The organism is Paenibacillus sp. H1-7 (assembly GCF_022354825.1).
In the GTDB taxonomy this organism is placed as follows: domain Bacteria; phylum Bacillota; class Bacilli; order Paenibacillales; family NBRC-103111; genus Paenibacillus_S.
Window position 1 is genome coordinate 3346586 of sequence record NZ_CP031168.1, and the last position, 24834, is coordinate 3371419.

Consider the following 24834-nt stretch of genomic DNA (forward strand, 5'->3'; position numbering starts at 1 on the left):
CAATAAGGGGATGGATGACCTATGATGAGCGTAATCCCCGGTCCGGAAGATCTTTACCTGTTCCATGAGGGAAATTTATTCCGAAGCTACCGGGTGTTGGGAGCGCATTTTACGGAACATGAAGGAACCCTTGGCGTTCGGTTTACCGTCTGGGCGCCGCACGCTCGCGAAGTACGGCTTATAGGGGATTTCAACTTCTGGAACGGAAGCCAGCATGTACTTCGCAAAATCAGCACTTGGGGTGTATGGAGCTTGTTCGTTCCCGACGTCAAGGAAGGCGAGTATTACAAGTACGAAATCGTCACATCCCACGGGACGCTGGTATGGAAGGCAGATCCGTATGCTTTCTATTCCGAGCTGAAGCCTGGAACGGCATCGCGAGTCTATTCGCTGGAAGGCTATGAGTGGCAGGACCAGGCTTGGCAGGAGCAGGCCGCAAGGCAGACGCCTTACGACAAGCCGATGAATATTTACGAGGTTCATGCCGGAACATGGAAGAAGAAGACGGGGGACGAATACTACACCTATCGGGAGCTGGCCGATGAGCTGGTCGATTATGTAGTCCATATGGGGTATACCCATATCGAGCTCATGCCCTTGGCAGAGCATCCGTACGACCGTTCCTGGGGCTATCAGGCTACGGGTTACTACTCGGTGACGAGCCGCTTCGGAACGCCCAAAGATTTCATGTATTTCGTCGACCGGTGCCATCAGAACGGCATTGGCGTCATTATGGACTGGGTCCCGGGTCACTTCGTCAAGGACGATCACGGCCTGCGCCATTTCGACGGACAACCGCTCTTTGAGTATAACGATCCGTCGCAGGCGGAGAAGGAGCAGTGGGGTACGCTGTCGTTCGATTTCTCGAAGCCCGAGGTCGTCAGCTTCCTTATTTCCAACGCGTTGTTCTGGATGGATATGTTCCATATCGACGGCTTGCGAGTGGATGCCGTTGCCAGCTTACTGTATTTGAATTTCGGCAAGCCGCGAGAGAAATGGGTCAAGAATGCGCGTGGAGGGGACGAGAATCTCGAGGCCATCGAATTTTTGAAAAAGCTGAACGTCACGGTATTCTCCAACTACCCGCATGCACTGATGATGGCGGAGGATTCCAGCGACTGGCCGCTTGTCACCGCACCGGTTCATGACGGAGGTCTCGGTTTTAACTACAAATGGAACATGGGTTGGATGAACGACATGCTGCGCTATATGGAAACCGATCCTTACTTCCGCAAAGGCCGGCATAATCTGCTTACGTTCTCGTTCATGTACACCTACTCCGAAAATTACGTACTGCCGTTATCTCACGACGAGGTCGTGCACGGCAAAAAATCGCTTCTTAACAAAATGCCGGGTGACTACTGGCAAAAATTCGCCAATCTTAGAGTGCTCTACGGCTATATGATGGGCCATCCAGGGAAAAAGCTGCTGTTCATGGGCGGCGAATTCGGGCAATTCGACGAATGGAAGGATCTTGAAGATCTGGATTGGGAGATGCTTGGCTATGACAGTCACCGGGGAATGCACCAATACGTCCACGATTTAAACCGCCTTTATTTACAGGAAAAGTCACTCTGGGAGCTTGATCACCGGCCGGAAGGCTTCACCTGGATTGATCCGCACGACCGCAACCAGAGCATCGTATCTTTTATCAGACAATCGAACGACCCTAAGGATTTTCTTATTATCGTATGCAACTTCACCCCGGTAACCCATGCAAAATACCGGATTGGCGTGCCGTTTGCGGGTGAATATTCGGAGTTATTTAACAGCGATACTCCTGTGTATGGAGGCTCGGGACAACTGAATACAGGAAAGCTGAAGACGGAAAACGTTACATGGCATTTTCAACCGTGCAGCCTGCATATTACGATTCCTCCGTTAGCAACCGTCGTATTGAAGCCTGTCAAGATCCGACGTAAAGCAACTACTGGAAAAAGAGAAAGGGGATAGGTTCGATGCGCAAAAAAGAATGTGTAGCGATGCTGCTCGCAGGGGGTGAAGGGCGGCGTTTGGGGGTATTGACCAATAAGCTGGCGAAGCCGGCGGTGCATTTTGGCGGCAAATACCGGATTATCGATTTTACGCTCAGCAATTGCACGAATTCGGGGATAGACACGGTGGGTGTGCTGACTCAATATCAGCCTCTGGTGCTTAATACATACATAGGCATTGGGACGCCATGGGATCTTGACCGGAAGAACGGGGGAGTGACCGTGCTTCCGCCTTATATGGAGCAGCAGGGAGGAGATTGGTACAAAGGGACCGCGAACGCGATTTACCGTAATATTTCCTTCATTGAACAGTTCGATCCCGAGTACGTACTCGTTATTTCCGGCGACCATATTTACAAGATGGACTATGATCTCATGCTGGATTTTCATAAAAAGAAGGGCGCGGACGCGACCATTGCCGTGATCGAAGTGAAGTGGGAGGAAGCCAGCCGCTTCGGGATCATGAGCACGGACGATAGCGAACGAATTACCGAATTTGCGGAAAAGCCGAAGGAGCCGAAGAGCAATCTGGCCTCCATGGGCATTTACATATTTAACTGGCAAGTGCTGAAGGCGTACTTGACCAAGGATGAAAGCAACGAGGAGTCGAGCAAGGACTTCGGAAAAGACGTCATTCCGCTCATGCTCCGGGAAAATTTGAAAATGTATGCCTACCCGTTCGAAGGGTACTGGAAGGATGTCGGCACGATCGAGAGCTTGTGGGAAGCCAACATGGACCTGCTGGAAAATGAACCGCAGTTCAACTTAAACGATCGGGAATGGAGAATTTACTCCGTGAATCCGTGCCAGCCAGGGCAGTATGTAGCGCCGACAGCACAAATACGCCGTTCATTGGTTAATGAAGGATGCTGCGTATTTGGTGAAGTGGATCATTCCGTTTTATTCTACGGCGTACAGGTAGGCGAGGGAAGCTTCATTAAAGATTCCGTCATCATGCCGAATGTGCGTATCGGGAACAACGTCAAAATATATAAAGCGATTATCGGTGAAAACACGGTTGTGGAAGACGGCTGCGTCATCGGAGATCCGGAGGACCAGTCCCACATCGTCTTGATAGGCGGCAACGAAAACATCAGTGTGGCGACGATGGCCAACGTGAAAGGGTGAGCTCGTATGAAGCGAATGATGGGCGTTATCAATCTGGTGAATGAGCCGGATGAATTGGAAGAATTGACCTATTCCCGATGCGTGGCCTCGGTTCCGTTCGGAGCGAGATACCGGCTGATCGATTTTACGCTGTCCAACATGGTCAACTCGGGAATCGAGAATGTAGCCGTGTTCACCCAGCACAAGTACCGATCGCTGATGGACCATCTTGGCTCCGGCAAGGAATGGGATTTGGACCGCAAGCGCGGAGGACTGTTTATTTTGCCCGCCATTTTGCACGAAACAACCGGCATGGCCCGCGGCGATTTGTTCCAATTCTACAGCCACCGCGATTACTTCTATCGCGCCCGCGAAGATTATGTCGTCATTTCCCGCAGTCACATCGTCTGCAACATCGACTTGAATGAGGTTCTGGATTACCATCTGGAGAAAAATGCGGATATCACCGTCGTCTACAAGCGTGCCGATGAAGAGGAATTCGCTAAGTTCCGCCGATTGGCCGTCAAGGAAGACGGGCAAGTTACGGTCATGGAGGACCACTCGGGACGGCTGCGCAACGACAACATTTCGATGGAAATTTTCGTCATGCACAAAGAGCTGCTGCTGGATATGGTCGAATCGTGCCTCGCTCAGGGCTATGATCACCTCGTTCGCGACGGCATCATGAAGAATATCGACAAGCTCAGCGTGTACGGTTATTTGCATGACGGTCACACCGGCATTGTGAATACGATTCAAAGCTACTATAAGCACAGCATGCAAATGCTGAACCCGAAAGTTTGGCGGGAGCTGTTTTTCCAAAAGAACCTTATTTATACCAAGGTAAAAGATGAGCCGCCGGCGAAATACGCCGACAACGCGCATGCCCGTAATTCATTGATTGCCAACGGCTGCGTAATCGAAGGCAAGGTGGAGAATAGCATCTTGTTCCGCGGTGTCAAAATACGCAAAGGCGCATATGTAAAAAATTGCATCATTCTGCAAAACTGCGAAATTGAAGAAAACGTCATTATTGAAAATGCCATCCTGGATAAGGACGTATTCATCAGCAGAGGCCGGGTGCTCACCGGTGACAAACAAGCACCGTTTATCGCTTCCAAAACCAAAGTAATCTAATAGGAAATCAGCTTGTTGGGGGATTTCTCCCAACAAGCATAAAAATGAGGGTTCAAAAAGTAGGGTCGAAGGTGAACGGAAGATTCGATGTCGAAATAACTTCATGACCTGCTCCGTGATCAAAAGACTACTTTTTGAACAACCTCTAAAAATAAAGGAGTGGTAGGAAGCCATGAAAGTGTTATTTGCCGCATCGGAAGCCGTACCTTTTGCCAAGACCGGAGGCTTGGCGGACGTAATAGGTTCGCTGCCGAAGGAATTGGCCAAGCAAGGAATCGACGTCAGAGTCATACTCCCCAAGTATGAAGACATACCGGCAGCTTATACGCAAGCCATGGAGACCGTCGCCACGTTTACTTTAGAAATGGGCTGGAGGAAGCTGTACTGCGGGATTTTGAAGCTCGAGCACGAAGGCATTCCGTTTTATTTCATCGACAACGAATTTTACTTTCATCGCCGCGGCTGCTATGGCTACGGGGATGACGCCGAGCGATTCGCGTACTTTTGCCGTGCTGTCATGGATTCCATCCAGCACATCGATTTCATGCCGGACATCATTCACTGCCACGATTGGCAGGCGGGGATGATCCCGGTGCTGTACCGCGCTCATTTCAGTTATCAGCCGGAGTACGCGCATATGAAAACTGTGATGACGGTCCATAACCTGAAATATCAAGGCGTCTTCGCCAAAGAACAGTTCAAAGATTTCTTTGCATTGGGTGACGAGCATTTCACCGGATATGCGCTGGAGCAGTATGGCGGTGGGAGCTTCATGAAGGGCGGACTGCTTTATTCCGATGCTATTACGACGGTCAGCCCGACGTATGCGGAGGAGATCCAAACGCCGTTTTACGGCGAGTATTTGGACAGCCTGATGCGAAGCCAAAGCCAAAGGCTGCACGGGATCGTCAATGGCATCGACTACACGGAATTCGATCCAATGACCGACCCTCATCTGGAGGTGAATTATCGGGATTCCCTGGTGAAGAAGCAGCAAAACAAGGTGAAGCTGCAGGAGAAGCTCGGTCTTCCCGTCAACAAGGACATTCCGATGATAGCGCTCGTTACGAGATTGGTTGAACAGAAGGGGCTTGCTCTAATCGACCGGGTAATCTCCGAGCTGATGGCTCTGGACGCGCAGTGGGTCATCTTGGGGACAGGTGAGCACCGGTATGAGCAGTTGTTCCGTTGGGCGGCCGATCAATATCCGGACAAGCTGTCTGCGAATATTTTGTTCGACGAAGGCTTGGCGCGGCAAATCTATGCAAGCTCCGATTTGTTCCTTATGCCGTCCCAGTTTGAACCATGCGGCATCGGCCAGCTGATCGCCATGAGATATCGTTCCGTACCTATCGTGCGCGAAACAGGCGGTCTGAAGGATACGGTGCAGCCTTATAACGAATCGACAGGGGAAGGCACCGGCTTCAGCTTTGCCCACTATAATGCCCACGACATGCTGTACACGGTGGAGCGTGCCATTGCCACGTATCATGAAGAAGAAGCCTGGGGCAATCTGATGGCGAATCTGAAGAAAAAAGACTTCAGCTGGCGCAAGTCGGCCCAGCAGTATGCTTCCTTATACGAGCAGCTGATCAAGTAGTATAGGACTCTTTCGCCGAAATAACGGCAGAGCGCGAGAACCAAGCCAGTGTCTTTGTAGACGCTGGCTTTCTCCATCTTTCTCCATATCAAGAATAGAGGACGGTCGGTTATGAACAAGCATTACCTCGTTACGGACTTGGATGGAACACTGCTTCAACCGGATGCTTCTCTGTCTCCATTCGCAGTCGATGTAGTTAAGGAGGCACTTGGTAAAGGCATGGTCATCAGCTACGCTACCGCGAGAAGCTATATCAGCTCAAACTCGGTGGCCGGCGCCATTCCTTGGAAGCACCCTTTGCTTCTATATAACGGTGCGCTCCTCTTTGACCCGTTGGAACGCCGTGTGCTGGACGGGGCTTTTTTGGATTCCGATATTACCAATGACTTGATCCGCTATGCCAAATCCGGCTATTTGTTATGCCCGTTACTTTTCGCGTTGGATGACATGGATAACGAAAAGGTGCTGCACGAGCCTTTCATACGAAGCGGGGAGCGGCAATTTGCCGCAAGCAGGCCGAACGACAAGAGGTTCCATGAATTAATGGAGCTTGCTTGTCCCGGTTCATACAGAACGCTCCTGCTTACTTTTATCGGAACCATCGATGAACTGCAGCCATTGGCAGACTGCATCCAAAGAGATTACGGTGAACGGGTTCATCTTCATTTGATGCCCGATGCCTATATCGAGAATCATTATTTTCTGGAAATCAGCCATGCCAACGCGAATAAAAGGGACGGGTTGCTCCTGTGGGCGAAGCATGTCGGCTGTAAGCCGGAGGACATTGTTGTGTTCGGGGATAATCTGAACGATATCGGCTTGTTCCAGGCAGCGGGAAAAAAGATCGCGGTGGCTAACGCCCAGCCTCAATTAAAGACGCTGGCCGATGAAGTGATAGCGGCAAATTCCGATGACGGGGTGGCGAGGTTCATCCAGGCGCTGCAGTAAAGGAAAAAGCCCGATTCGCATCGGGCCTTTCATGGAAGCCATTAATGGTCTAGGAATGGTCTCCCGCCAAATCATCATAATACATCGTTTCATTATTAAAAGACCGGTTGATCGATAAGAATGTATGCAGCAGCTCAAAGAGCTCGGCTTGATCCAATTGAAGCGAAATTTTCTCATTATTCGCTGCATTTGTGGAAACATGAAGCAGAATGGATTTATGATCCTGATCGACCTGAATCTCCCATTGCTCCTTCTTTAATACGCTTTCCCACACGCGCAATCAACTCCCCTTCTCACTATAGGCTCATGCTTGTTCCTATTTGGACATGATATTCATTCTATGCAAGACGAGGATGAAATTATGTCTATTTTTTTGTGATGAGAAGAGTTTATTGAAACGGACTATTTAAGTAAGGGCCCTTGATGACAAGCTTCATCAGATTGGCAGCCATATACTTCGGCGAATAAGGCATATCCTGCTCCAGCCACCATATGATCACGCCCAGGAAGGCGGAGGCCGCATAACGCACCGCCATTTCCTTCGGTACGGTAAGATGATACGCTTCCGACTCCGCTTCCACCGCCGAGATGCCTTCGGAAGCAAAGTCGGACAGCACTTCAGTCATACGCGTCATAAAATGCGGGATTTTCTGTTCGGCCAGTATAACCTGATAGTACTTGGAATGCTGTTGGATGTGCTCGAACATGCGGATAAAGGTCGGGTGCGGCTTGTCCTTGCGGAAGTCAACCCGTTCCGATTCCGTTTGGGAGCGGATGTTGTTGACCAGCTGCTGCAAAACTTCATCCATACCTTGCTGCAGCAAATCATGCTTGTCGCGATAATGCAAATAAAACGTCGCTCTGTTCAATGTAGCACGTTCTGCAATCTGTTGAACGGTAAGTTTATCGAAGCCGCGCTCCCGGATCAGATCGAGTAATGCATCCTGCAAGAGCTGATGTGTTCGGGTTATTCTTGGATCTTGCTTCGGTTTATGGGTAGACATAACGATTCTCCTTGTTTAAGTTTCCCGACATGATCGACATTATACGGTCATATGTCAAGTAGTCGACATCTGCAGAAAACGTGTTGGTTGTACATTTCGCGCTATCAGCTATAATAAATATATCGACACTATGTCGATTATACAACATGATGCAAAACCAAACCACACTTCTCTAAGGAATAGCGTCCGATCACCGGACCCAATTCAACTGCAGAAAGGATGAAGATATATGCCGCGTTTAGAAGGAAAAGTCGCTGTCATTACAGGTGCTGCTATGGGACAAGGAGCCGCTGAAGCCAGATTGTTTGCCCGGGAGGGGGCTAAAGTCGTTGCAACGGATTTGCAGCTGGAGAAGCTGGAGCAAGTCGTCGCAGAGATTCAAGCAGAGGGCGGTCAGGCCATCGCCGTTAAGCATAATGTGGCCTCCGAGGAAGATTGGAAGCATGTGATAGAGGAGGGCGTAAGAGCCTTCGGCAAAATCGATATTCTGATCAATAACGCCGGAATCAGCACGGACCAAACCTTGGATAACCTGACGATGGAAAATTGGAACAAAGTCATGGATATCAATTTGACCGGAGCCGTTCTGGGAATGAAGCTGGTAGTACCTGAAATGAGAAAAGCCGGCGGCGGTTCGATCGTGAACATTTCGTCTGTCGCAGGAATCGTGGCCATGAACCGTACGAACGGATATACAGCCTCCAAGGGAGCGCTGCGGGTTCTATCGAAATCAGCTGCAGCGGAGCTGGCCAAGGATTATATTCGTGTCAATTCCGTTCACCCTGGCGTAATCGAAACTCCTATGACCGTGAAGGAAATTGCCAACGAGCAGGTAAAAGGCTGGTTTCAAGCGGAAACCATGCTGCCTCGTCTCGGAACAGCGGACGATATCGCCTACGGTGTCCTATACTTGGCGTCTGACGAGGCCTCATTCGTTACCGGAGCGGAGCTTGTTATTGACGGAGGCTGGATCGCCAAGTAAACTCCGTAAAGCTGCTGGCAAGGTAAACAACAGAATGCAAGCCAGCTATAATAAAAAGGATAGAGTTCAGATACCTTCTGAGCTCTATCCTTTTTCATTTTGTGCTCATAAGAGTCAATACAGCGGTACTGCCTGGCTGGCGGGAAAATGAAGCACGAACGCCGCACCGCCGTCTTTCTGATTGTAAGCGGAGATTTGTCCGCGGCAGCGCTCCACGATGGCTCGCGAGATGGCGAGACCGAGTCCGGTATCTCCGTTTTTCCCTTTCATAAACCGTTGAAACAGCTGCGGCAGCAGCTCCTCCGGAATTCCTTCTCCATCGTCGGCTATTTCAAGGCAAGTTCCTTTATCATGATGCTGGGTAATTTGGATGCGGATCGTATCTTGAGCATATTTGGCAGCATTGCCGACAATATTAATAAGTGCTTGAAGCAGCTTTTCACGATCCGCATCAATAAACAGCGGCTGAAGTGAGGGAGCGGCATTCTTCACTTGAATGCTCAGTCCTTTTTGCATCAGGAGCGGGTTCATGCGCTCGATCGTCTCCGTCACCAGCTCTTCGACCGGAACGGCTGCCGTCTGGAACAGGCCATCCTCGCTTTCCAGCTTGGCCAACAGGATCATTTCCGTAACGATTTTCTTCAGCCGGTCACATTCGTTGACGATAACATCCAGCCCTTTGTCCGCTTGTTCTCCGATAAATATGCCGTCCCGAATTCCTTCGGCGTACCCCTGGATGGACATCAGAGGCGTCTTGAGCTCGTGGGAAGCGTTTTGAAAAAACTGCTTCTGCGTCCGCTGATGCTTATCCAGCTCGCCGGCAAGCTGAAATACCGTCTTTGCCACATCGCCGATTTCTCCGGCAGATTTCACGAGCCGAACGTCGGAGAACCGCCGGTTCTCGACTTTTTTCAATTCTTTTCTAAGCATGATCAGAGGAGTGACGAGCTTCCGTGTAATGATCACGCTGAGAAGGTAGGCAAGCAGCCCGCCTGCGGATAACAAAATCATCATTCTTTTGAACAGCGCGATTTGCATGAGCTTGATTTTGCTGAGCGGTGACGTTAATACCAAGGTGGATGCCGGAACGGCGGATACGGCTGTTGCTGTTGCTGTTGTATTGTGCACCTGCAGCTTCTCTACGATGTATTGGTCGTCGGAGCCTTGCCAGACGTCGCCGCCCGTAGTCATATTTTTCTTTACGATATTGGCCCATTCCAACGATTGATCTTGAGGCAGCGTACTGAACGATACCTTTTGATCCGGTTCTACCAGCAACGCGTTTGTTTTGATATCCAGCTGGATAGCGGAGGGGATCAATTGAGCGGCAGATTCAGCAAGAGCAGGCTCAGGCTTGGTCGGCGCGGACTCGGTTTTGGGAACAACAGGGTCTGTTTCCGTCCAAGGCGTGCGAGTCGAGTAGGGCGTATTTAGAGCAACCGAGGGCTGCAGCTGAACAATCTGCATCAGCTGCGTTCCTTGCTCGCGCATTTCTTTTCGCTGGCCGTCAATTAACGTTTCCATCATCAGGGGGTAGATAACGACTGCGGCCAGCGCTAGAATGCATACAAGCAAAATGGCGAAGGACAAATGGAGCCTGTACATCAGTTTCATTGTAATTCCTCCTCCTTCATTGTACGGAGACGGTAGCCGTATCCCCACACCGTTTCGATGGGAAGGTCGCTCAGCTTGCGGCGCAGCCGCTTAACCAAATCGTCAATAGCCCTGTCGCTGCCGAAATAATCGTTCCCCCATACCAATGTGAGCAGCTCGTCCCGGGAAAATGCGCGGTTCGGCTGTTCGGCCATCGTCTGGAGCAAGGTGAACTCCTTCACGGTCATCTCCGTTTCGCTGCCGCACCAGAACACTCTTCTTTCATCGAGAGACAGGCGCAGGTCTCCGATTTCAAGCTGCTGCTTTTTACCGCCTTCCATCGTCGGCTTTGCAGCTATATCCTTGAAGCCGGCATAACGATGAAACAGACGCTTGACCCGGGCGACCAACTCACGCGGGCTGAACGGCTTGGTAAGATAATCGTCGCTTCCAAGCTCCAAGCCCAATATTTTATCCACTTCTTCATCTTTCGCGGAGATCATGATAATCGGAACCTCGGCTATATTGCGAATTTGCCGGCAAAAGTCGTATCCATTCATGCCGGGCAGCATGATATCCAAGATCCACATATCGGGCGTATCGGTATTCCATAAGTCCCATGCGGCTTCGGCGGAGCCTAGTCCGACGGTTCGATAGCCCTCCTTGCGCAAATAAGCTTCCACGATGTCTCTAATATTGGAATCGTCGTCCACGACGGCGATGAAATATTGACTCATAGCTATAGTCCTCCATGCGGTTTGTACTCGTTCATTGTAGCAGAAACAGGGATACAGATGGGCTTTTACACACTTTTTCCACACATGTTCCTAAGTTTTGCCGACAGCTGCTTCTACAATGAAAGAGAGAGCGGGCTACAGGGAGGATGATCGGTTGAATGCACGAGAAGAGAGGTCAGGGGCACTGGCGCGGTTACCTGGGATGATGCGCGTTCCTGTGTGTGGGATCCGGAAGACGGAGCAGGAGGTTAGCCTCTTGAGGCAATTCGAGGTATACGCTTACCGTGCAGCCTATTACTTGCTTCAGCAGGAGGAAGCGGCCTCGGCAGCCGCAGCGGACGCCTTGCTGCAATCGTTCCATGACGAAGCGTTTCGTAATGGCGATGAGCTAAGCCGACAGCAAATCATCAAGAAGAGAGTCATTCGAAGCTGCTTGAATCACTTAAGAGAAGCACGGCGAGCAAGGATGGCGGAATGATCAGCGTAAACTAATCCCGCCCGCAAAGTGGGAGCATTGGCTTTGAAATCAATCAGATACTTGCGGGGAGTCCCGATATAAACTCTATATATATGGAAAAAAGCCTGTTCCTACGCGGAACAGGCTTAACTGTATTGCGGGAAGCCGACAGTCATGGTTCTATCAACCTATTGTTCGGATGAGATATCTATTTTACACTCAATACATGGATGGATGCTGCTGGAAAAAACTCCGGCGCTGCCGGAAGATTAGAATCCGCCTTGAATAACGACCTCATTTAAAGGCTTACGCTGATTCGGAATTTCGCGCGCTTGCAGAGCTTCGGGAAGGTCTGCCGCATCTCCTTGATATCCAAGTGTGATTACAGCGTGAAGCTCGATATCGTCAGGTACGTTCAGCGAGGTACGCGCCTTGTTCCTGTCGAACCCTCCGATGGCATGAGTGGCCAAACCAAGCAGCTTGGCTTGCAGCGCCAAATAGCCCCATGCGGTACCGCTGTCGAAGGAGTGGGCACCGTTCGGATCCCCGTTGTCTCTCACTTTCTGCGAAGCAACCAGGATGAGGACAGGAGCCTTCTCAGCCCAAGACCGGTTGAACTCGCTCAGAAAATCGTGAAATACGCTTAATTGCTCTTCCGTTTGAGCCACGATAAATCGCCAAGGCTGATCATTGAAGGAAGAAGGTGCCCAATGAGCCGCTTCCAGTACCGTATACACTTCCTGCTCGGATACTTGCTTGGAAGAGTAGGAGCGAGGCGACCAGCGGTTCAAAAATAAAGGATTGATGGGGTATTCGGACTTTCGATGAGCTTGAACCTCTTCATTGACTTGATTTAGTACAGAAATTGCTTGACTCATGTATAAATACCACCTTTCCAATAGGAATTATTTGTAATATATCACACTTGAAAAATGTTAGCAACCTCATCATTTTCTTTCTCTATACTTTCGTTAATGAGCATTGGAGTCGAAAATGGATGAATTGACATAGTACGAGACGGCCAAGACATTTTGACATCATAATTTTACAATTATTTCACAAAAATCGGCATAATGATCATATTTTCTTCATAAAAATAATGATAATTGGAAGTAACGAGGAATTAAGGGGTGCGCCTAATGTACTACTGTATACTTTGTAAAGAGCTTCATCCGCTTTCCTATAAGGAACAGGAAATGATTTTCAAGAGCGGGTTTCATTATTACAGCTCAGATTTGTATCCGGCAGGCTTATGTAAGCTAGAACCTTATCCACAACCCAAGGAGCAGCCGGCAACGGCTTGAGGATTCCCCGGGCAAAAAAAATCCCTCCGTCAGAGGGATGTACGGACCAAGAACGCAGGATTAGAATATTCTGCGCCGGCTATCCAGTAACACAATAACCAGTAAATCGAACAAGACTAGAGGCAGAATAAAAGGGAAGAAAGACACGGTGGCTTTGTTCCGGCCGGTTTTGCGCTGCATCTGAATATATACTTTGTTCCGGTCTAATTTGACGATTTTTCCTTCGATTTTTTGTCCGTCAACGGTCGTAATGCGAACCTTTTTATTCATGTATCGTTTACATAACGCATAGTTTTGCTTGGCAAACATAATGACGCCTCCTTTCCGGTGGACATGTTATACTATATGCGATTCTAGCAATCTTCGTGCGGGCGGGCCGGTTATTCGCCGCTGCACTCTTATCTCCCGAGTGATCTATTGATATAATAGAAGGGAGGAGGAGATTGTGATGAGCCGAACGGCAGCATTTTTATTCGCCCACCCCGATGACGAAACGTTTCTGTGCGCCAGCTTGATCAGTCGGCTTCAACGGTCCGGCGACCGCACTATTCTGCTTTTGGCAACGAGAGGCGATGCAGGGAAAAAGAATGGCGCAGTAAGCCATTTGTCCAACGAAGAGCTTGGTGCGCTGAGAGAACAGGAGATGGAGCGTGCCGCAGCCATTATCGGGCTTCAAGAGGTGACGCATCTGGGCTACCCGGACGGGAAGCTGAAGGAGGTCGATGAAACGTCGTTCGTAAACCGGGTTATCGACTATCTTAACGACCGTAAGCCGGATGTAGCGGTTACCTTTCCCGAGGATGGCGGCAACTTTCACCCGGACCATATGACGATTTCGAAAATCGTAACGGCTGCCGTATTGAGCGGACGATGTCCATCGGTACAAAAGCTGTATTATGTCGCTTCGGACACTTTATTGCAAAGCGGTCGTCTGCCGTCGGTTACTATCGATACCGAGCAGGATTGGCCTATGAAAGCCGAAGCATTGCGCGCTCATCAATCCCAGATTTATGCCATTGAAAGATATTTCGGGGATCTGCGGGAGCTGCCTGAGAACCGGAGGCTGGAGTCCTTTGTCCTGGCATGGGAACGCGGGGTATCGTATCCAAGTAAGGCGGAAGCGGGCCTTTTTGACGGTATCAACTAAGCTTTTTACAATGGGGGAGCGGATTTCATTTGACGAAGCAATATGCCATAGACATGGCCAAGAAGCTATTCAGAGAAACAGACAAAGCGTATTATGTCATTTGTTATCCCGATTCGAATGAATATGTTGTGATGGACGATGATGAGTTTCAGAGAAATGCCGTCGAATTAAACAAGTGGGTCATATTCCAGATTCGCTAAGCGAAAGCTATAGGAGCTTGTTCACGGTACTATAACATACATATTGCAGCGGAGAGCGTATGCCTGGCCGCAAGGGCCGTATCCGCCTTCGCCCGCAAAAGAAAAGGTCTGCATACGTACAAATCCGGAAGAAAAGCCTAATGCTTCGGCATCAGGCTTTTTTGGTCAGGTGTTCAAGCCGGGGAATCCGTATGATAAGATGGAAATGGATCGGATATCCGCACAGAATACAAAGGAGTATCGCTCGATGAAGAATTCCCCCTATTTGGTGGTAAGCATTATTAATCTGCTCGCTGCCGTTGCATTCGTCTTTGCCGGATGGATTTCCAGCTCGAATTTGGTGAAATACGGATTTATGATCGTGGCCGTACTGTTTCTGATCACATGCTTTTTGAATTATAAAAAGTACAAGAGCGGCAAATAAATAGCCTTTCTTCTATTTTAATGAGGTGATATGGCGATGATCCTGTTTCAAAGAGAGAGGCTGCAGGTTCGGCTGCTTCAAGAAGAGGATGCCGGCCTGCTCGTCAAATGGCTATCGGACCCCGAGGTCCTTGCTTTCTACGAAGGACGGGACCGTCCGCACGACCTGCCGATGGTGCTGGACAGCTTTTATACCGATGATGAAGAGGAAACGAGATGCATGATCGAATACGACGGTCAAGCGATCGGTTATATTCAGTTTTATTTGATTACGGAAGAAGAGCGAGTGGAATACGGATATGAGGATTTCGTAGACAGCGTCTACGGTATGGATCAATTTATCGGAGAAGTCCGGTTCTGGAATCAAGGCATCGGTACGCTGCTCGTGAAGTCGATGATAGATTACTTGCTGCATGAGCGCAACGCCGGGAAGATCGTCATGGATCCTCAAGTGAGCAATGGCAGGGCGTTAAGGGTATATGAAAAATGCGGCTTCCGGAAAAAGAAGCTGCTGCGGGAGCGCGAGCTTCATGAAGGAATATGGAAAGACTGCTGGCTTATCGAGTATGATTTGGCCCTGAATGAATCGCTAGAATAGATCTGGAAAAAGTCTAAAATAGAGAAAGAAAATATGGAAGGATTTCTTGTTTTCCTCCCGAATTCTCCATATACAATGGATCGGTGAGGGATCGAGAGGTTCCGGATATTGGAGGGAATGGCGTGTCTTCCGGTGTAACGTACAAGCTGTTGACGATGTGCATGATTCAGGATCGGGAGCAAGTGCTTCTTATTAACCGACCCGATAATAAAGGATTTCCGGGATACATTGCTCCGGGCGGAAAAGTCGATTTTCCGGAAAGTATAGTCGATGCGGCGATTCGTGAAGTAAAAGAAGAAACCGGTCTTCTGGTAACCGAGATCGTGTACAAAGGCTTGACTGAATTTTGCGATCCCGGCGATAATTTGCGGTATATGGTGTTCAATTACTTGGCTACCTCGTTTGAAGGGGAGCTGCTGCCCAATCCGCCGGAAGGCGAGCTGTTGTGGGTAAACAAGGACCAGGCGTTGGAATTGCCGATGCAGGACTGGTTTAAGGAGCGATTTCCGTTATTTTTCCGGGAGGGTACGTTCGAAAAGAGCTCCGTATGGGACTCCGGCACGGATACGACGTTGAAGGAGACCTTTAAGCTCTACCCGTAGCTTGGCTCCAATGGAAGGATGAAGGAGAGACTCTCATGGACATAAGACCGCTGCAAAGCTACAGCCGGGAGGAGCGGGACCGGCTCGAGGGAACAGGCTACGAGTCCCCCAAGAAATACCGGGTTGCGAAAGAAGCGACGGAGCTGACAACGACGATCCGAGTTGAGCTTATCGATTTGGACGAGCCCTACCGGAAACTATGGGAGGCGGATCCCGACGAGCTGCTGTCGTATGAAAAGATGATTCGGCAAGGCTGCTCGCTGGGCTGCTATGTTAACGACGAATTGGTTGGCGCAGCCATTGCCGAGCCTCAGCACTGGAATCATACCCTATGGCTGCATAACTTCCACGTGTCCGATAAGCATAGGCGAAGCGGTATCGGCACGGAGCTGATGAATCGTCTTACGGACGTTGCAAGACAACACAAGTTTAGGGCGGTTGTGCTGGAAACACAGAATACGAACTTTCCGGCGATTCAATTTTATAAGCACTGCGGCTTCGAGCTGGAAGGAATCGATCTGTCCTTATACACCAACAGCGATATGGTTGATGGTGAAGTAGCCTTTTTTATGAAAAAGAAGCTGTAGCCGAGGTGCTCGGCGGTTATTAGGAGATGATATAATGACGTTTCGCCAAGTTTTGGACCAGGGCTACGTCAGGCTGGTAAATCATATGGGATCCGACTTGTCCGTAGTCAATGCCGCTCGCGTGTCATATGCCAAGGAGTCTTCGGCACTGAGCGAGAGAGACATCCGGCTTATAGCCTTTTTGGCAAGGGAAGGTCACACGTCGCCGTTTCGCCATGTGATTCTGCAGTTCGAGATTTACGCTCCGCTGATGGTGGCGCGGCAATGGTGGAAGTATGTTATCGGTTCCGCACATATGGAAGGTACGGGGGACAGCCTGGAGGCGTGGAACGAATCGAGCCGCCGTTATATTACGGAAGAGCCGGCCTTTTATATACCTCAAGCCGGGGAGTGGCGAAGCAAACCGGAGAACTCCAAGCAGGGCAGCGGAGAGGTACTGCCGGCTGAGAGCGGGGTTAAACTGACGGCGGAATTAAAGGAATATATCGAGCTAGGCATTCAAAAATACGAGGAGGCTCTCTCTTCGGGGGTATGTGCCGAACAGGCCAGACTGTTCCTGCCTTCCTACGGCATGTATGTCCGCTGGTATTGGACAGCTTCGCTTCAAGCCGTATGCCATTTCCTGAATCAGCGGCTGGAGCACGACGCCCAGAAGGAGATCCAGGATTACGCCAAAGCGATACTGGAAATAAGCAGGCCGTTATTCCCTGTTTCGATGGACCAACTGGTATCCCTGGCTTCGCCAAAAGAATAGGTTCCACTTTTAGGAAGCTGTGTTATAATGTAACTACTTTTTTGGGCGTGAACGCCTTATACATCATAATACGGGAAGGTGGTTGCGAATGAACGACGGCCCCGCAGGAGAGCTTCGAATCAGCGATGATAAATCGCTGCTGCATCTGGATACGGTGCTCGGCTTCTTATCCCGCAGCTACTGGGCGAGCAAACGGTCCAAAGGGCGGATTATGAAGTCCATCGACAATTCGATCTGTTACGGAGCCTATATCGGGGACCAGCAGGTCGCTTTTGCCCGGATCGTTACGGATGGAGCCACCATGTATTGGCTTTGCGACGTATTTGTCGATGAGCGGTACAGAGGCATGAATATTGGCAAGAAGCTGATCGAGGCGATAGTGCGGTCCGACGAGCTGAAGGATCTGATGGGAATTCTGGGTACGAAGGATGCTCACAGCCTTTATGAACAGTATGATTTTGAGTTGGATCAGGAGCGAATGATGCGAAGGATGCCAGACTTTATCCGGAACATGACTTCGTCTTGATGCTGGCTTTAACTGCTGCAGAAGAAACTTTGTGACGAATTAGGAAAATAATGGTTTACATGTCTGATAGCTAATGGTAAAATAATCGACGGAGAACATATGTTTGTCTTCCTCGATTTTTTTTATTTTAACGGTTCTTTACCTTGGTGTTTTTTACCATCTACCATATGATGGATAAGGTTAAAGAATCACCGCCTCTTGCTCGGTTCGTAGAACCCGCTCCCTGAAGTGACAGCCGAATCGGTAGAAGGGCAGATGCGCTCAATTAAAGGAGAGAAGAGATCATGTCCATTCTGGAAAAGCTTCCGCAAGCGATTGAGGCGAAGGTGCAGGGGAAGCCTTTGTTCACGGCGATGGCAGACGTGGATGAGAAGGGCCAGTCCGGCGAACGCTGGCTCGTCGTTACGGAGAATGCGGTAACCGTCTACCAGACGGATGGAGAATCGTTAACGAAGCTTGGAGTCGAGGAAATCACCGAGTGCCGTGTCGTCTCAGCAATCGGGGGAGGAACAGTGATCGCGGATACGATGAAGGGTCCTGTCGCTCTAGTCAGGTACACTTCCAGTTTTGCCGGAAAATTTGGATTCGCTTCCAAATTGATTAAAGCGCTTTCCGGCAAAGAGGACATTCCGGCCGCATCGGTCAAGGATTTGCCTCGGCGATGTACTCAGTGCGGTACGCCTCTTCTGGAGGGAACGCAAATCTGTTCGATTTGTACCGATAAGGGGAAGGTCGCCGCACGGCTATTAAGCTACGCAAAGCCATATCGCGTCCAGATGACCGCAGCAGCGGTAATGATGATTTTGGCAACACTGATGGAGCTTGTTCCTCCCTATTTGACGAAGGTTATCGTGGATGACGTGCTTCAGCCTAAGAATATTGGTCTGGCCCTGTTATGGTTCGTGCTGGGGCTAGCAGGCGCAAGGGTTATGCTGTCGCTGATGCAGACGCTGAGGGGATATGTCGGCGTATGGGTAGGCGGCAAGCTGATGGGGGATATACGGAAGGATATTTATTCTTCCTTAATGAGATTGTCGCTAGGCTTCTTCGATCGCAGGCAAACCTCGCAGTTTATCGGCAGGGTGAATAGCGATGCCGAAGCGATGAGGCAATTTTTGACCGATGGGGTCATGTGGATTTCGGGGCAAGTGCTCATGCTGGCGGCCGTCATTACGATGATGGTTAGTCTCGACTGGAAGCTGGCTATATATGCTCTCTTGCCTACGCCGCTGATTGTATTCACATCCATGATCATTTGGCCGACGATCCGCTCCCGCTGGTACCGTCATTGGCGGGCGATCAACCGCCTGAATATGCTCGTAGGCGACGCTCTTCAAGGCATTCGTGTAGTAAAGGCCTTCGGCCAAGAGCCTACGGAGATGTCGCGGTACGGCGATGCCAACAAGGAGCTTGTCGTGCAAAATATTCGTGCGGACGGCATGTGGCAAGGGGTATTCCCGCTGTTCGCGCTAATATCCACATCCGGCGCTATTCTCGTCTGGTATTTCGGGGGCTGGATGGTGCTGCGGGACCAAATATCGCTCGGTACACTGATGGCCTTTTCCGCGTATCTCGGTATGCTGTTCGGACCGCTGCAATGGTTCAGCCAGGCGCTGAACTGGACCAGCCGAGCGATGGCTGCCGCCGACCGCGTATTCGAAATTATGGATACTCCGTCCGATGTGCCGGACGATCTGGAGCCGGTATCGATGGACTGGGTTGAAGGACGCGTCGTGCTGAACCAGGTATCCTATGGATACGAAGCGCATCATCCCGTATTGAAGAATATCGACTTGAACGTCGCTCCAGGAGAGATGATTGGACTGGTGGGGCATTCCGGAGCGGGGAAATCGACGCTGATCAATATGATCTGCCGGTTTTACGATCCGAATCAAGGCACCATTACCATAGACGGCGTGCCTTTGAAGAAGATCAAGCAGGAGGATCTTCGCAAGAAGATCGGCGTCGTGCTGCAGGAAACATTCCTGTTCGACGGGACGATTACCGAGAACATCGCTTATTCCAAACCGGACGCTACGCCGGAAGAAATCATGAGGGCGGCGAAGATCGCCAACGCCCATGATTTCATAGTCAGGCTGCCGGACGGTTACGATACGAAGGTCGGCGAGCGGGGCCATCGGCTCTCGGGAGGGGAGAAGCAGCGGATTGCGATCGCGAGAGCTATCGTTCACGATCCCCGCATCTTGATCCTTGACGAGGCTACGGCTTCCGTAGATACGGACACGGAGCGGCAAATTCAGGAGGCGATATCCCGACTGGTCAAAGGGAGAACGACATTCGCTATCGCTCACCGATTGTCTACGCTGCGCAATGCGGATAGACTCGTCGTGCTGGATAAAGGACAAATTGTCGAGATCGGAACCCACGAGCAGCTGCTGGATAAACAAGGCGCTTACTTTAAGCTGGTGGAAGCACAGCGTGAGCTGTCCAAGATCAAGGGGGTGCAGAGCTAATGCGCGAGCGCGATCCATATGAGATTGTGTTACTCGACAGCCACAACGTGTGGCTGGGACGCAGTCCGGGAGGCGTACTTCAAGCCGTTATCGAAGGTGTGGAGTATCCGGAGGTGCTCCTATACCGGACATACCCCTTCTCCAAACCGACGGAATATATCTCGGTCCGCAATCCGAAGGAGGAGGAGATCGGGATTATCCGCAGCCTTCAAGAGCTCGAACTAGCGAGCAGGGAGGAAGCGGAGAGGGAGCTCAATCTGAGGTATTTGATTCCGAGAATTACTCATATCGAGAAAATTCAGCAGAAGCCGGCTCTATGGATATGGAAAGTGGAGACGACGCTGGGGCCGATGACATTGGCGCTGAGGAATTTGCACGAGCACTTGCAATCCCCGGCACCCGGCAGGTACTTGATATCCGATATCGAGGGCAGACGATGCGAGATCGTAGACATTAACGCGATGGATGCACATAGCCGTAAGCAGTGGAACAAGATCTTGTAATAGCGAAAGACCGCCGTTGGAAGGAACCAACGGCGGTCTTCTGTTTTACAGCTTCCGGTAAACGGGGGGCTATCAGCTTTTGAAACGCAAGGTGATTTCATGCAGCTCTTGGGCCATCCGTGTCAAGGCGTTGACGGATTCCGCTATTTCTTCCATAGTAGCCAATTGTTCTTCCGAAGCTGCTGCTACGCTCTCCGTCTTGGAGAAGGCGGCTTCCGTAATGCTGCTCATGTCGTGGAGCGAAGCGGTAATTTCCTCGGTGCCTGCCGACATTTCCTCGGAAGCGGCAGAAACCTCCTGCATCTGATAAGCGACCTGCTGTACAGCGTTCAATATGTTGCGGAACGCTTCGCCGGCTTCCTGCATGATCACGGTGCCTTGCTCGACTTCTCGGCTGCCTTTTTCCATGGCGATCACCGCGGAGCGAGTCTCGCCTTGAATTTGCTGGATGATCTCCGCTATCTGTTCCGCCGATTGTCTCGACTGCTCCGCCAGCTTCCGGACCTCGTCGGCTACGACGACAAAGCCTCTTCCGTGCTCGCCGGCCCGAGCGGCTTCAATCGCGGCATTCAATGCAAGCAAATTCGTCTGCATCGAAATATCGGTAATTACATCGACGATTTGACCGATTTCATTGGAACGTGTGCCCAATTGATTGACAACCTTGGATGAATCATTGACCGACTCGCGGATTAAGTCCATTTGGGACATTGCTTTCTGAATCGAAATATTGCCCTCTTCAGCTTCTTTGGAAGCCTCCATGGACATGGCGGATACATTGCCCGAGAATTCTGCAATCCGGTTAATACCGGTCGCCATCTCTTCCATAGCTCGTACGCTTTCGGTAGTGCTCTGCAGCTGCTGATCCGCGCCTCCGGCAATGTCCTGAATGGCCGCAACAACGTGATGGGTAGTCTGGGTGGATTGTTCGGAGCTCGCTGCCAATTGCTCCGAGCTTGCGGACAAGTTTTGCGACTCAAGGACGATCTTCGCGATGATTTCTCTCAAGCTTCCGATCATTCCATTGAAATCCTTCGAGAGAAGACCAATTTCGTCTTTGGATTGGTATGCAGCGTTTACGGTTAAATCCCCGTCCTGCGCTTTGGCCATCAATTGCTGGATGCTGCGGACAGGTCTTGTGATCATATTGGCAATGCCATATCCGATCAAGGAGCATAAAATGACGGCTAGCAGCGTTGCGACAACGATGATGGAGGTAGCCATCTTGGAGCTTTCAATGCTTTTCTCGTAAAAGACTTTTGCGTCTTCTTCGTTGAACTTAACAACGTTCTCCAGGCTCTTGATCATTTCCGCACGAATCGGCTTGAACGAATTCACATACTCTTTATGCGCCGCTTCTTTCTGATTGGCAACTGCCAAGTCGTCGACTTTCTTCTTCGCTTCGTTGTTTTTCGGGATTAAGTCGATGAAGTTTTTGTACTGCTCTTGTGCCCTCGGAGATAATGTAATCTGCTCGAGCGTTTTTCGAGTCGCCTGATTTTTGTCGCGAGTCTGGACTATTTGATCTTGGATTTGCTTAATAATCGCTTCGTCTTTGGCCAGCAGCAATTCAAGCTGCAATGAATCCATTTGCGAATTTCCGAACAGCAGTCCCTCAACGAGACTGTTCGGGATTAAAGTTTCCTCGTACATAGCACGGGCATTGCTAGCCATTTTGTCCATAACAAGATAGCCTGTAATGCCGATAATGAGCAGGAACACAATGGAAAGTCCAAGCATTCCCCCAATTTTCGTTTTGATTCGCAAATTTCGGATATACTTCATGCTCCAAGCATCCCCCACCTGAGATAATGTGAAATAAAAAAAGTCCACCCCCAAAAAAAAGGGATGGACGCCCCCCCAATTTTCGGTGGCCCGGCTGCCATAGATCAAATCCTTAGGCCCGTAGCTTTGCGTCCTTCTCTTTCGAGAAGTTTGCCTTTATCGTAATTCCGGGTGTATCTTTTTGCCAAAGTATAATATAGCATTTTGAAAAAAACAAGACCTCTTTACTAAAACTAAATACTTACTTTACGTACCGGAATGTCGGAATTTAGTGCGTTTGTCATGGACGATTTTGCAGGAATAGGTCTGTAGGCGGCGCCACTACACGAATTTTGGATTTATTCCCCATATTTCTTTTCGGCATAATTTGACAAAAAATGAAGTCTAGTTTATTCTCTGATTTGTCCGGACAAAACTACTAATTGGAAACGAGGGGTACATCTTGAGAAAACTTCTTTCGAAATTGGCTTTGTCGAGCTTGGCGATGGCACTTGTATTTTCATCCGGTTTGTCTACTGCAGAAGCTAGCAAGGACCCGTCACACACCAATAATAAAAAAGCAAAAGTCGCCTTGTTGATTCCAGGTTCCTCCAAGGACGGCGGTTTTATGGAATCCGCTTATACCGGTTTGAAGAAGGCGGAAAAGGATTTCAGAATCAAAGCGACGTTTGTGGAAAATATCCCGCATGATACAGCTAAAATTGCGGATGAGCTGAGAAAACTGGCTAAGAAAAAGCCGGATATGATCATTGCCCATGCAGGACAAAGCTCGGAAGCTGTGAAGCTGGTAGCCAAAGAATATCCAAAAATTAAATTTGTTAACACTCAAACGAATTTGACCGGCGATAACCTGTCCAGCTATCAGGTGAAGCAGGAAGAATCCGCATGGCTTGCTGGCGCTGCGGCAGGATTGTTGACCAAAACAAACGTGGTTTCGCATATTTCCGGTGCACGCGTAGGCCCTGGTCTGTTGGGACGCGCGGCCTATGCCGACGGTGTGAAATACACAAACCCTAACGCAAAGCTGCTCACTACGTTTACAGGCAATCAGGAAGATGCCCCTCTGGCGAAACGAGTTGCGCAAGCTCAAATTAACGCCGGATCGGATATGATCTTCACAATGCTGAATACGGCTCGTTCCGGTGTTACGGAGGCAGCACGCGAGAATGGCGTATATCAATTCGCTAACGTTCGCGATTACTATGCCGATGCTCCAGATGTGTTCATCGGATCTGCGATTTCGGACGCCAGCTTGACGGTTTACGGAGCGATTAAAGATTTGACCGAGGGAACCTGGAAGCCGAATACCGTGAAAAAAATCGGACTTGAGAATCCGGATGCCGTTCGGCTTGCTCTGTCACCTAATGTTCCACAAGACGTGAAGGATAAAATCGCTGCGTTCGCAGAAAAAATCAAATCTGGTGAGATTGTTATTCCTTCGGATTATACAGGACCTGAATTTACGAATTATTAAGCCTGGACTCGGGCAGTGATACTATTATAGATTCAGAGTTCGGAGAATGAGTTTAAGCACTTCTTTGCTCCCAAGGGGCAGAGAAGTGCTTTTTTCCTTAGTATGGATAAGTACCTAATTCGGCATCGGGCCGATAATGACAGATTGCGTGATAGGTGCGAACGTCTCTTTCACTTTCGTTTCGAGTCCACACATTGGCAGGGTCAGGCGTAACATGTCGGAGCCAAGAATAACTCCGGAACGGGAGTTTCGAAAATAGCGAGTTTAGGTGCGTATAATCCTATTCCAATTTATGGGATGAATTGCGTTCAACGAGGGGGACATGGATCATTCAGGTGGACTTGGTAGAGGTTGTTTTGTTAATTTTGCATGAATAATAGCCTGTCTATATGTACATACAGTATACTGAGTCATAGAGGTGTCCTTGATTGGCACCATCTTATTGAAAGGGTGATATGCATGTCAGTTGATGTTTATGTTAACTTTAATGGGAACTGTCGCGAAGCCGTGGAATTTTACGCAGAAGCATTTGGTTCGGAGAAGCCGAAGATGATGACATTCGGAGAGGCTCCTCCTAATCCGGAATATCCTCTCCCGGAGGAAGCGAAGAACCTGATCATGCATACGCGCCTTACCATTAGCGGCAGCAATGTCATGTTCTCGGATGTATTCCCCGGCATGCCTTTCACTGCAGGAAACAACATCAGCCTTTCCGTAGTTTCAGAAAGCAAGGAAGAGATCGAGTCCGCATTCAGCAAGCTGAAGGAAGGCGGAACGGTGATCATGGAGTTGCAAGAAACCTTTTGGAGCAAAAGTTACGGCAGCCTGACGGACAAGTTCGGAATTATATGGCAGTTCAATCTCGGAATGGGCGGAATGTAAACTGCCACCCTTAAGT

At 49.8% G+C, this 24834-nt stretch carries 26 protein-coding genes and 1 riboswitch; of the genes, 19 read left to right on the forward strand and 7 right to left on the reverse strand.

Annotated features, from left to right (window positions below; all coding sequences use genetic code 11):
* Positions 1-21: 21 nt before the first annotated feature.
* From glgB to DVH26_RS14930, 5 genes are all read left to right on the forward strand, one after another.
* Entirely contained in the window at positions 22-1953 is a 1932-nt protein-coding gene (glgB, locus tag DVH26_RS14910; RefSeq protein ID WP_239634460.1) for a 1,4-alpha-glucan branching protein GlgB, read from the forward strand.
* Between the two features lie 5 nt (positions 1954-1958).
* The gene (locus DVH26_RS14915; RefSeq protein WP_239634461.1) at positions 1959-3122 is read left to right on the forward strand and encodes a glucose-1-phosphate adenylyltransferase; all 1164 of its coding nucleotides are present in this window, start codon (positions 1959-1961) and stop codon (positions 3120-3122) included.
* Between the two features lie 6 nt (positions 3123-3128).
* Positions 3129-4238, forward strand: a complete 1110-nt coding sequence (gene glgD / locus DVH26_RS14920; RefSeq protein ID WP_239634462.1) for a glucose-1-phosphate adenylyltransferase subunit GlgD — start codon at positions 3129-3131, stop codon at positions 4236-4238.
* A gap of 172 nt (positions 4239-4410) precedes the next feature.
* Positions 4411-5838, forward strand: a complete 1428-nt coding sequence (glgA, locus tag DVH26_RS14925; protein WP_239634463.1) for a glycogen synthase GlgA — start codon at positions 4411-4413, stop codon at positions 5836-5838.
* Positions 5839-5949: 111 nt separating this feature from the next.
* The gene (locus DVH26_RS14930; protein ID WP_239634464.1) at positions 5950-6786 is read left to right on the forward strand and encodes an HAD hydrolase family protein; all 837 of its coding nucleotides are present in this window, start codon (positions 5950-5952) and stop codon (positions 6784-6786) included.
* 49 nt (positions 6787-6835) lie between these two features.
* Here DVH26_RS14930 and DVH26_RS14935 read toward each other — a convergent pair whose 3' ends face one another.
* Positions 6836-7060 (reverse strand): hypothetical protein, encoded by a 225-nt coding sequence (locus tag DVH26_RS14935; protein WP_239634465.1) that lies wholly within the window; start codon positions 7058-7060, stop codon positions 6836-6838.
* Between the two features lie 115 nt (positions 7061-7175).
* Positions 7176-7790, reverse strand: a complete 615-nt coding sequence (locus DVH26_RS14940; protein WP_239634466.1) for a TetR/AcrR family transcriptional regulator — start codon at positions 7788-7790, stop codon at positions 7176-7178.
* A 229-nt stretch (positions 7791-8019) separates the two neighbouring features.
* Between DVH26_RS14940 and DVH26_RS14945 the strand changes: the two genes are divergently transcribed.
* Positions 8020-8772 (forward strand): SDR family NAD(P)-dependent oxidoreductase, encoded by a 753-nt coding sequence (locus DVH26_RS14945; RefSeq protein ID WP_239634467.1) that lies wholly within the window; start codon positions 8020-8022, stop codon positions 8770-8772.
* A 114-nt stretch (positions 8773-8886) separates the two neighbouring features.
* Here the strand turns inward: DVH26_RS14945 and DVH26_RS14950 are convergent, their stop codons facing one another.
* Positions 8887-10386, reverse strand: a complete 1500-nt coding sequence (locus DVH26_RS14950) for a HAMP domain-containing sensor histidine kinase (protein ID WP_239634468.1) — start codon at positions 10384-10386, stop codon at positions 8887-8889.
* A complete protein-coding gene (locus DVH26_RS14955) occupies positions 10383-11102 on the reverse strand; it encodes a response regulator transcription factor (RefSeq protein WP_239634469.1) in 720 nt (239 codons plus the stop codon). The genes DVH26_RS14950 and DVH26_RS14955 overlap by 4 nt, the downstream gene beginning before the upstream one ends.
* Positions 11103-11358: 256 nt before the next feature.
* Between DVH26_RS14955 and DVH26_RS14960 the strand changes: the two genes are divergently transcribed.
* Positions 11359-11580 (forward strand): hypothetical protein, encoded by a 222-nt coding sequence (locus DVH26_RS14960; protein WP_239634470.1) that lies wholly within the window; start codon positions 11359-11361, stop codon positions 11578-11580.
* A 248-nt stretch (positions 11581-11828) separates the two neighbouring features.
* Here the strand turns inward: DVH26_RS14960 and DVH26_RS14965 are convergent, their stop codons facing one another.
* Together DVH26_RS14965 and DVH26_RS14970 are read right to left on the reverse strand one after the other, a co-directional pair.
* Positions 11829-12437 (reverse strand): nitroreductase family protein, encoded by a 609-nt coding sequence (locus DVH26_RS14965; RefSeq protein ID WP_239634471.1) that lies wholly within the window; start codon positions 12435-12437, stop codon positions 11829-11831.
* A gap of 486 nt (positions 12438-12923) precedes the next feature.
* Entirely contained in the window at positions 12924-13172 is a 249-nt protein-coding gene (locus tag DVH26_RS14970; protein ID WP_239634472.1) for a hypothetical protein, read from the reverse strand.
* Between the two features lie 139 nt (positions 13173-13311).
* On the opposite strand from DVH26_RS14970, the gene DVH26_RS14975 reads away from it, so the two are divergent.
* The 10 genes from DVH26_RS14975 to DVH26_RS15020 all read left to right on the forward strand — a co-directional run bounded on the left by DVH26_RS14975 (position 13312) and on the right by DVH26_RS15020 (position 20677).
* The gene (locus tag DVH26_RS14975) at positions 13312-14010 is read left to right on the forward strand and encodes a PIG-L deacetylase family protein (RefSeq protein WP_239634473.1); all 699 of its coding nucleotides are present in this window, start codon (positions 13312-13314) and stop codon (positions 14008-14010) included.
* Between the two features lie 29 nt (positions 14011-14039).
* On the forward strand, positions 14040-14210 hold the full coding sequence (locus DVH26_RS14980) for a hypothetical protein (RefSeq protein WP_239634474.1): 171 nt from the start codon (positions 14040-14042) through the stop codon (positions 14208-14210).
* 247 nt (positions 14211-14457) lie between these two features.
* Positions 14458-14634, forward strand: a complete 177-nt coding sequence (locus DVH26_RS14985; protein ID WP_239634475.1) for a hypothetical protein — start codon at positions 14458-14460, stop codon at positions 14632-14634.
* Between the two features lie 36 nt (positions 14635-14670).
* Entirely contained in the window at positions 14671-15231 is a 561-nt protein-coding gene (locus DVH26_RS14990) for a GNAT family N-acetyltransferase (RefSeq protein WP_239634476.1), read from the forward strand.
* A gap of 155 nt (positions 15232-15386) precedes the next feature.
* Positions 15387-15833: an 8-oxo-dGTP diphosphatase gene (locus tag DVH26_RS14995; RefSeq protein WP_239635379.1), complete on the forward strand. Its 447-nt coding sequence runs from the start codon at positions 15387-15389 to the stop codon at positions 15831-15833.
* A gap of 35 nt (positions 15834-15868) precedes the next feature.
* A complete protein-coding gene (locus tag DVH26_RS15000) occupies positions 15869-16420 on the forward strand; it encodes a GNAT family N-acetyltransferase (RefSeq protein ID WP_239634477.1) in 552 nt (183 codons plus the stop codon).
* Positions 16421-16454: 34 nt separating this feature from the next.
* A complete protein-coding gene (gene thyX, locus DVH26_RS15005) occupies positions 16455-17174 on the forward strand; it encodes an FAD-dependent thymidylate synthase (RefSeq protein ID WP_239634478.1) in 720 nt (239 codons plus the stop codon).
* 88 nt (positions 17175-17262) lie between these two features.
* Positions 17263-17700 carry a GNAT family N-acetyltransferase gene (locus DVH26_RS15010; RefSeq protein WP_239634479.1) on the forward strand — a complete coding sequence of 146 codons (438 nt, stop codon included), beginning with the start codon at positions 17263-17265 and terminating at the stop codon, positions 17698-17700.
* A gap of 284 nt (positions 17701-17984) precedes the next feature.
* On the forward strand, positions 17985-20174 hold the full coding sequence (locus tag DVH26_RS15015; protein ID WP_239634480.1) for an ABC transporter ATP-binding protein: 2190 nt from the start codon (positions 17985-17987) through the stop codon (positions 20172-20174).
* Complete coding sequence (locus tag DVH26_RS15020; protein WP_239634481.1) at positions 20174-20677, forward strand: DUF1854 domain-containing protein; 504 nt, start codon at positions 20174-20176, stop codon at positions 20675-20677. Before DVH26_RS15015 ends, DVH26_RS15020 begins: the two co-directional genes overlap by 1 nt.
* 72 nt (positions 20678-20749) lie before the next feature.
* Here DVH26_RS15020 and DVH26_RS15025 read toward each other — a convergent pair whose 3' ends face one another.
* The gene (locus tag DVH26_RS15025; RefSeq protein WP_239634482.1) at positions 20750-22462 is read right to left on the reverse strand and encodes a methyl-accepting chemotaxis protein; all 1713 of its coding nucleotides are present in this window, start codon (positions 22460-22462) and stop codon (positions 20750-20752) included.
* A gap of 81 nt (positions 22463-22543) precedes the next feature.
* A riboswitch (cyclic di-GMP riboswitch) is annotated at positions 22544-22627 on the reverse strand.
* Between the two features lie 277 nt (positions 22628-22904).
* Here DVH26_RS15025 and DVH26_RS15030 point away from each other — a divergent pair.
* Positions 22905-23936, forward strand: coding sequence for a BMP family protein (locus DVH26_RS15030; RefSeq protein WP_239634483.1), 1032 nt, complete (start codon positions 22905-22907; stop codon positions 23934-23936).
* Between the two features lie 459 nt (positions 23937-24395).
* On the forward strand, positions 24396-24818 hold the full coding sequence (locus DVH26_RS15035; protein WP_239634484.1) for a VOC family protein: 423 nt from the start codon (positions 24396-24398) through the stop codon (positions 24816-24818).
* Positions 24819-24834: the final 16 nt, after the last annotated feature.

Bases quoted from the DNA above. Each gene is read 5' to 3' on its own strand.
- DVH26_RS14970 (WP_239634472.1), bottom strand. From the start codon at position 13,172: ATGTTTGCCAAGCAAAACTATGCGTTATGTAAACGATACATGAATAAA.
- DVH26_RS14915 (WP_239634461.1), top strand. From the start codon at position 1,959: ATGCGCAAAAAAGAATGTGTAGCGATGCTGCTCGCAGGGGGTGAAGGG.
- glgD (WP_239634462.1), top strand. From the start codon at position 3,129: ATGAAGCGAATGATGGGCGTTATCAATCTGGTGAATGAGCCGGATGAA.
- DVH26_RS14975 (WP_239634473.1), top strand. From the start codon at position 13,312: ATGAGCCGAACGGCAGCATTTTTATTCGCCCACCCCGATGACGAAACG.
- DVH26_RS14990 (WP_239634476.1), top strand. From the start codon at position 14,671: ATGATCCTGTTTCAAAGAGAGAGGCTGCAGGTTCGGCTGCTTCAAGAA.
- DVH26_RS14945 (WP_239634467.1), top strand. From the start codon at position 8,020: ATGCCGCGTTTAGAAGGAAAAGTCGCTGTCATTACAGGTGCTGCTATG.
- DVH26_RS15010 (WP_239634479.1), top strand. From the start codon at position 17,263: ATGAACGACGGCCCCGCAGGAGAGCTTCGAATCAGCGATGATAAATCG.
- DVH26_RS15000 (WP_239634477.1), top strand. From the start codon at position 15,869: ATGGACATAAGACCGCTGCAAAGCTACAGCCGGGAGGAGCGGGACCGG.
- DVH26_RS14930 (WP_239634464.1), top strand. From the start codon at position 5,950: ATGAACAAGCATTACCTCGTTACGGACTTGGATGGAACACTGCTTCAA.
- DVH26_RS14955 (WP_239634469.1), bottom strand. From the start codon at position 11,102: ATGAGTCAATATTTCATCGCCGTCGTGGACGACGATTCCAATATTAGA.
- DVH26_RS15025 (WP_239634482.1), bottom strand. From the start codon at position 22,462: ATGAAGTATATCCGAAATTTGCGAATCAAAACGAAAATTGGGGGAATG.
- glgA (WP_239634463.1), top strand. From the start codon at position 4,411: ATGAAAGTGTTATTTGCCGCATCGGAAGCCGTACCTTTTGCCAAGACC.
- DVH26_RS14940 (WP_239634466.1), bottom strand. From the start codon at position 7,790: ATGTCTACCCATAAACCGAAGCAAGATCCAAGAATAACCCGAACACAT.
- DVH26_RS15035 (WP_239634484.1), top strand. From the start codon at position 24,396: ATGTCAGTTGATGTTTATGTTAACTTTAATGGGAACTGTCGCGAAGCC.
- DVH26_RS14950 (WP_239634468.1), bottom strand. From the start codon at position 10,386: ATGAAACTGATGTACAGGCTCCATTTGTCCTTCGCCATTTTGCTTGTA.
- thyX (WP_239634478.1), top strand. From the start codon at position 16,455: ATGACGTTTCGCCAAGTTTTGGACCAGGGCTACGTCAGGCTGGTAAAT.
- DVH26_RS14965 (WP_239634471.1), bottom strand. From the start codon at position 12,437: ATGAGTCAAGCAATTTCTGTACTAAATCAAGTCAATGAAGAGGTTCAA.
- DVH26_RS14995 (WP_239635379.1), top strand. From the start codon at position 15,387: ATGTGCATGATTCAGGATCGGGAGCAAGTGCTTCTTATTAACCGACCC.
- DVH26_RS15015 (WP_239634480.1), top strand. From the start codon at position 17,985: ATGTCCATTCTGGAAAAGCTTCCGCAAGCGATTGAGGCGAAGGTGCAG.
- glgB (WP_239634460.1), top strand. From the start codon at position 22: ATGATGAGCGTAATCCCCGGTCCGGAAGATCTTTACCTGTTCCATGAG.
- DVH26_RS15020 (WP_239634481.1), top strand. From the start codon at position 20,174: ATGCGCGAGCGCGATCCATATGAGATTGTGTTACTCGACAGCCACAAC.
- DVH26_RS14985 (WP_239634475.1), top strand. From the start codon at position 14,458: ATGAAGAATTCCCCCTATTTGGTGGTAAGCATTATTAATCTGCTCGCT.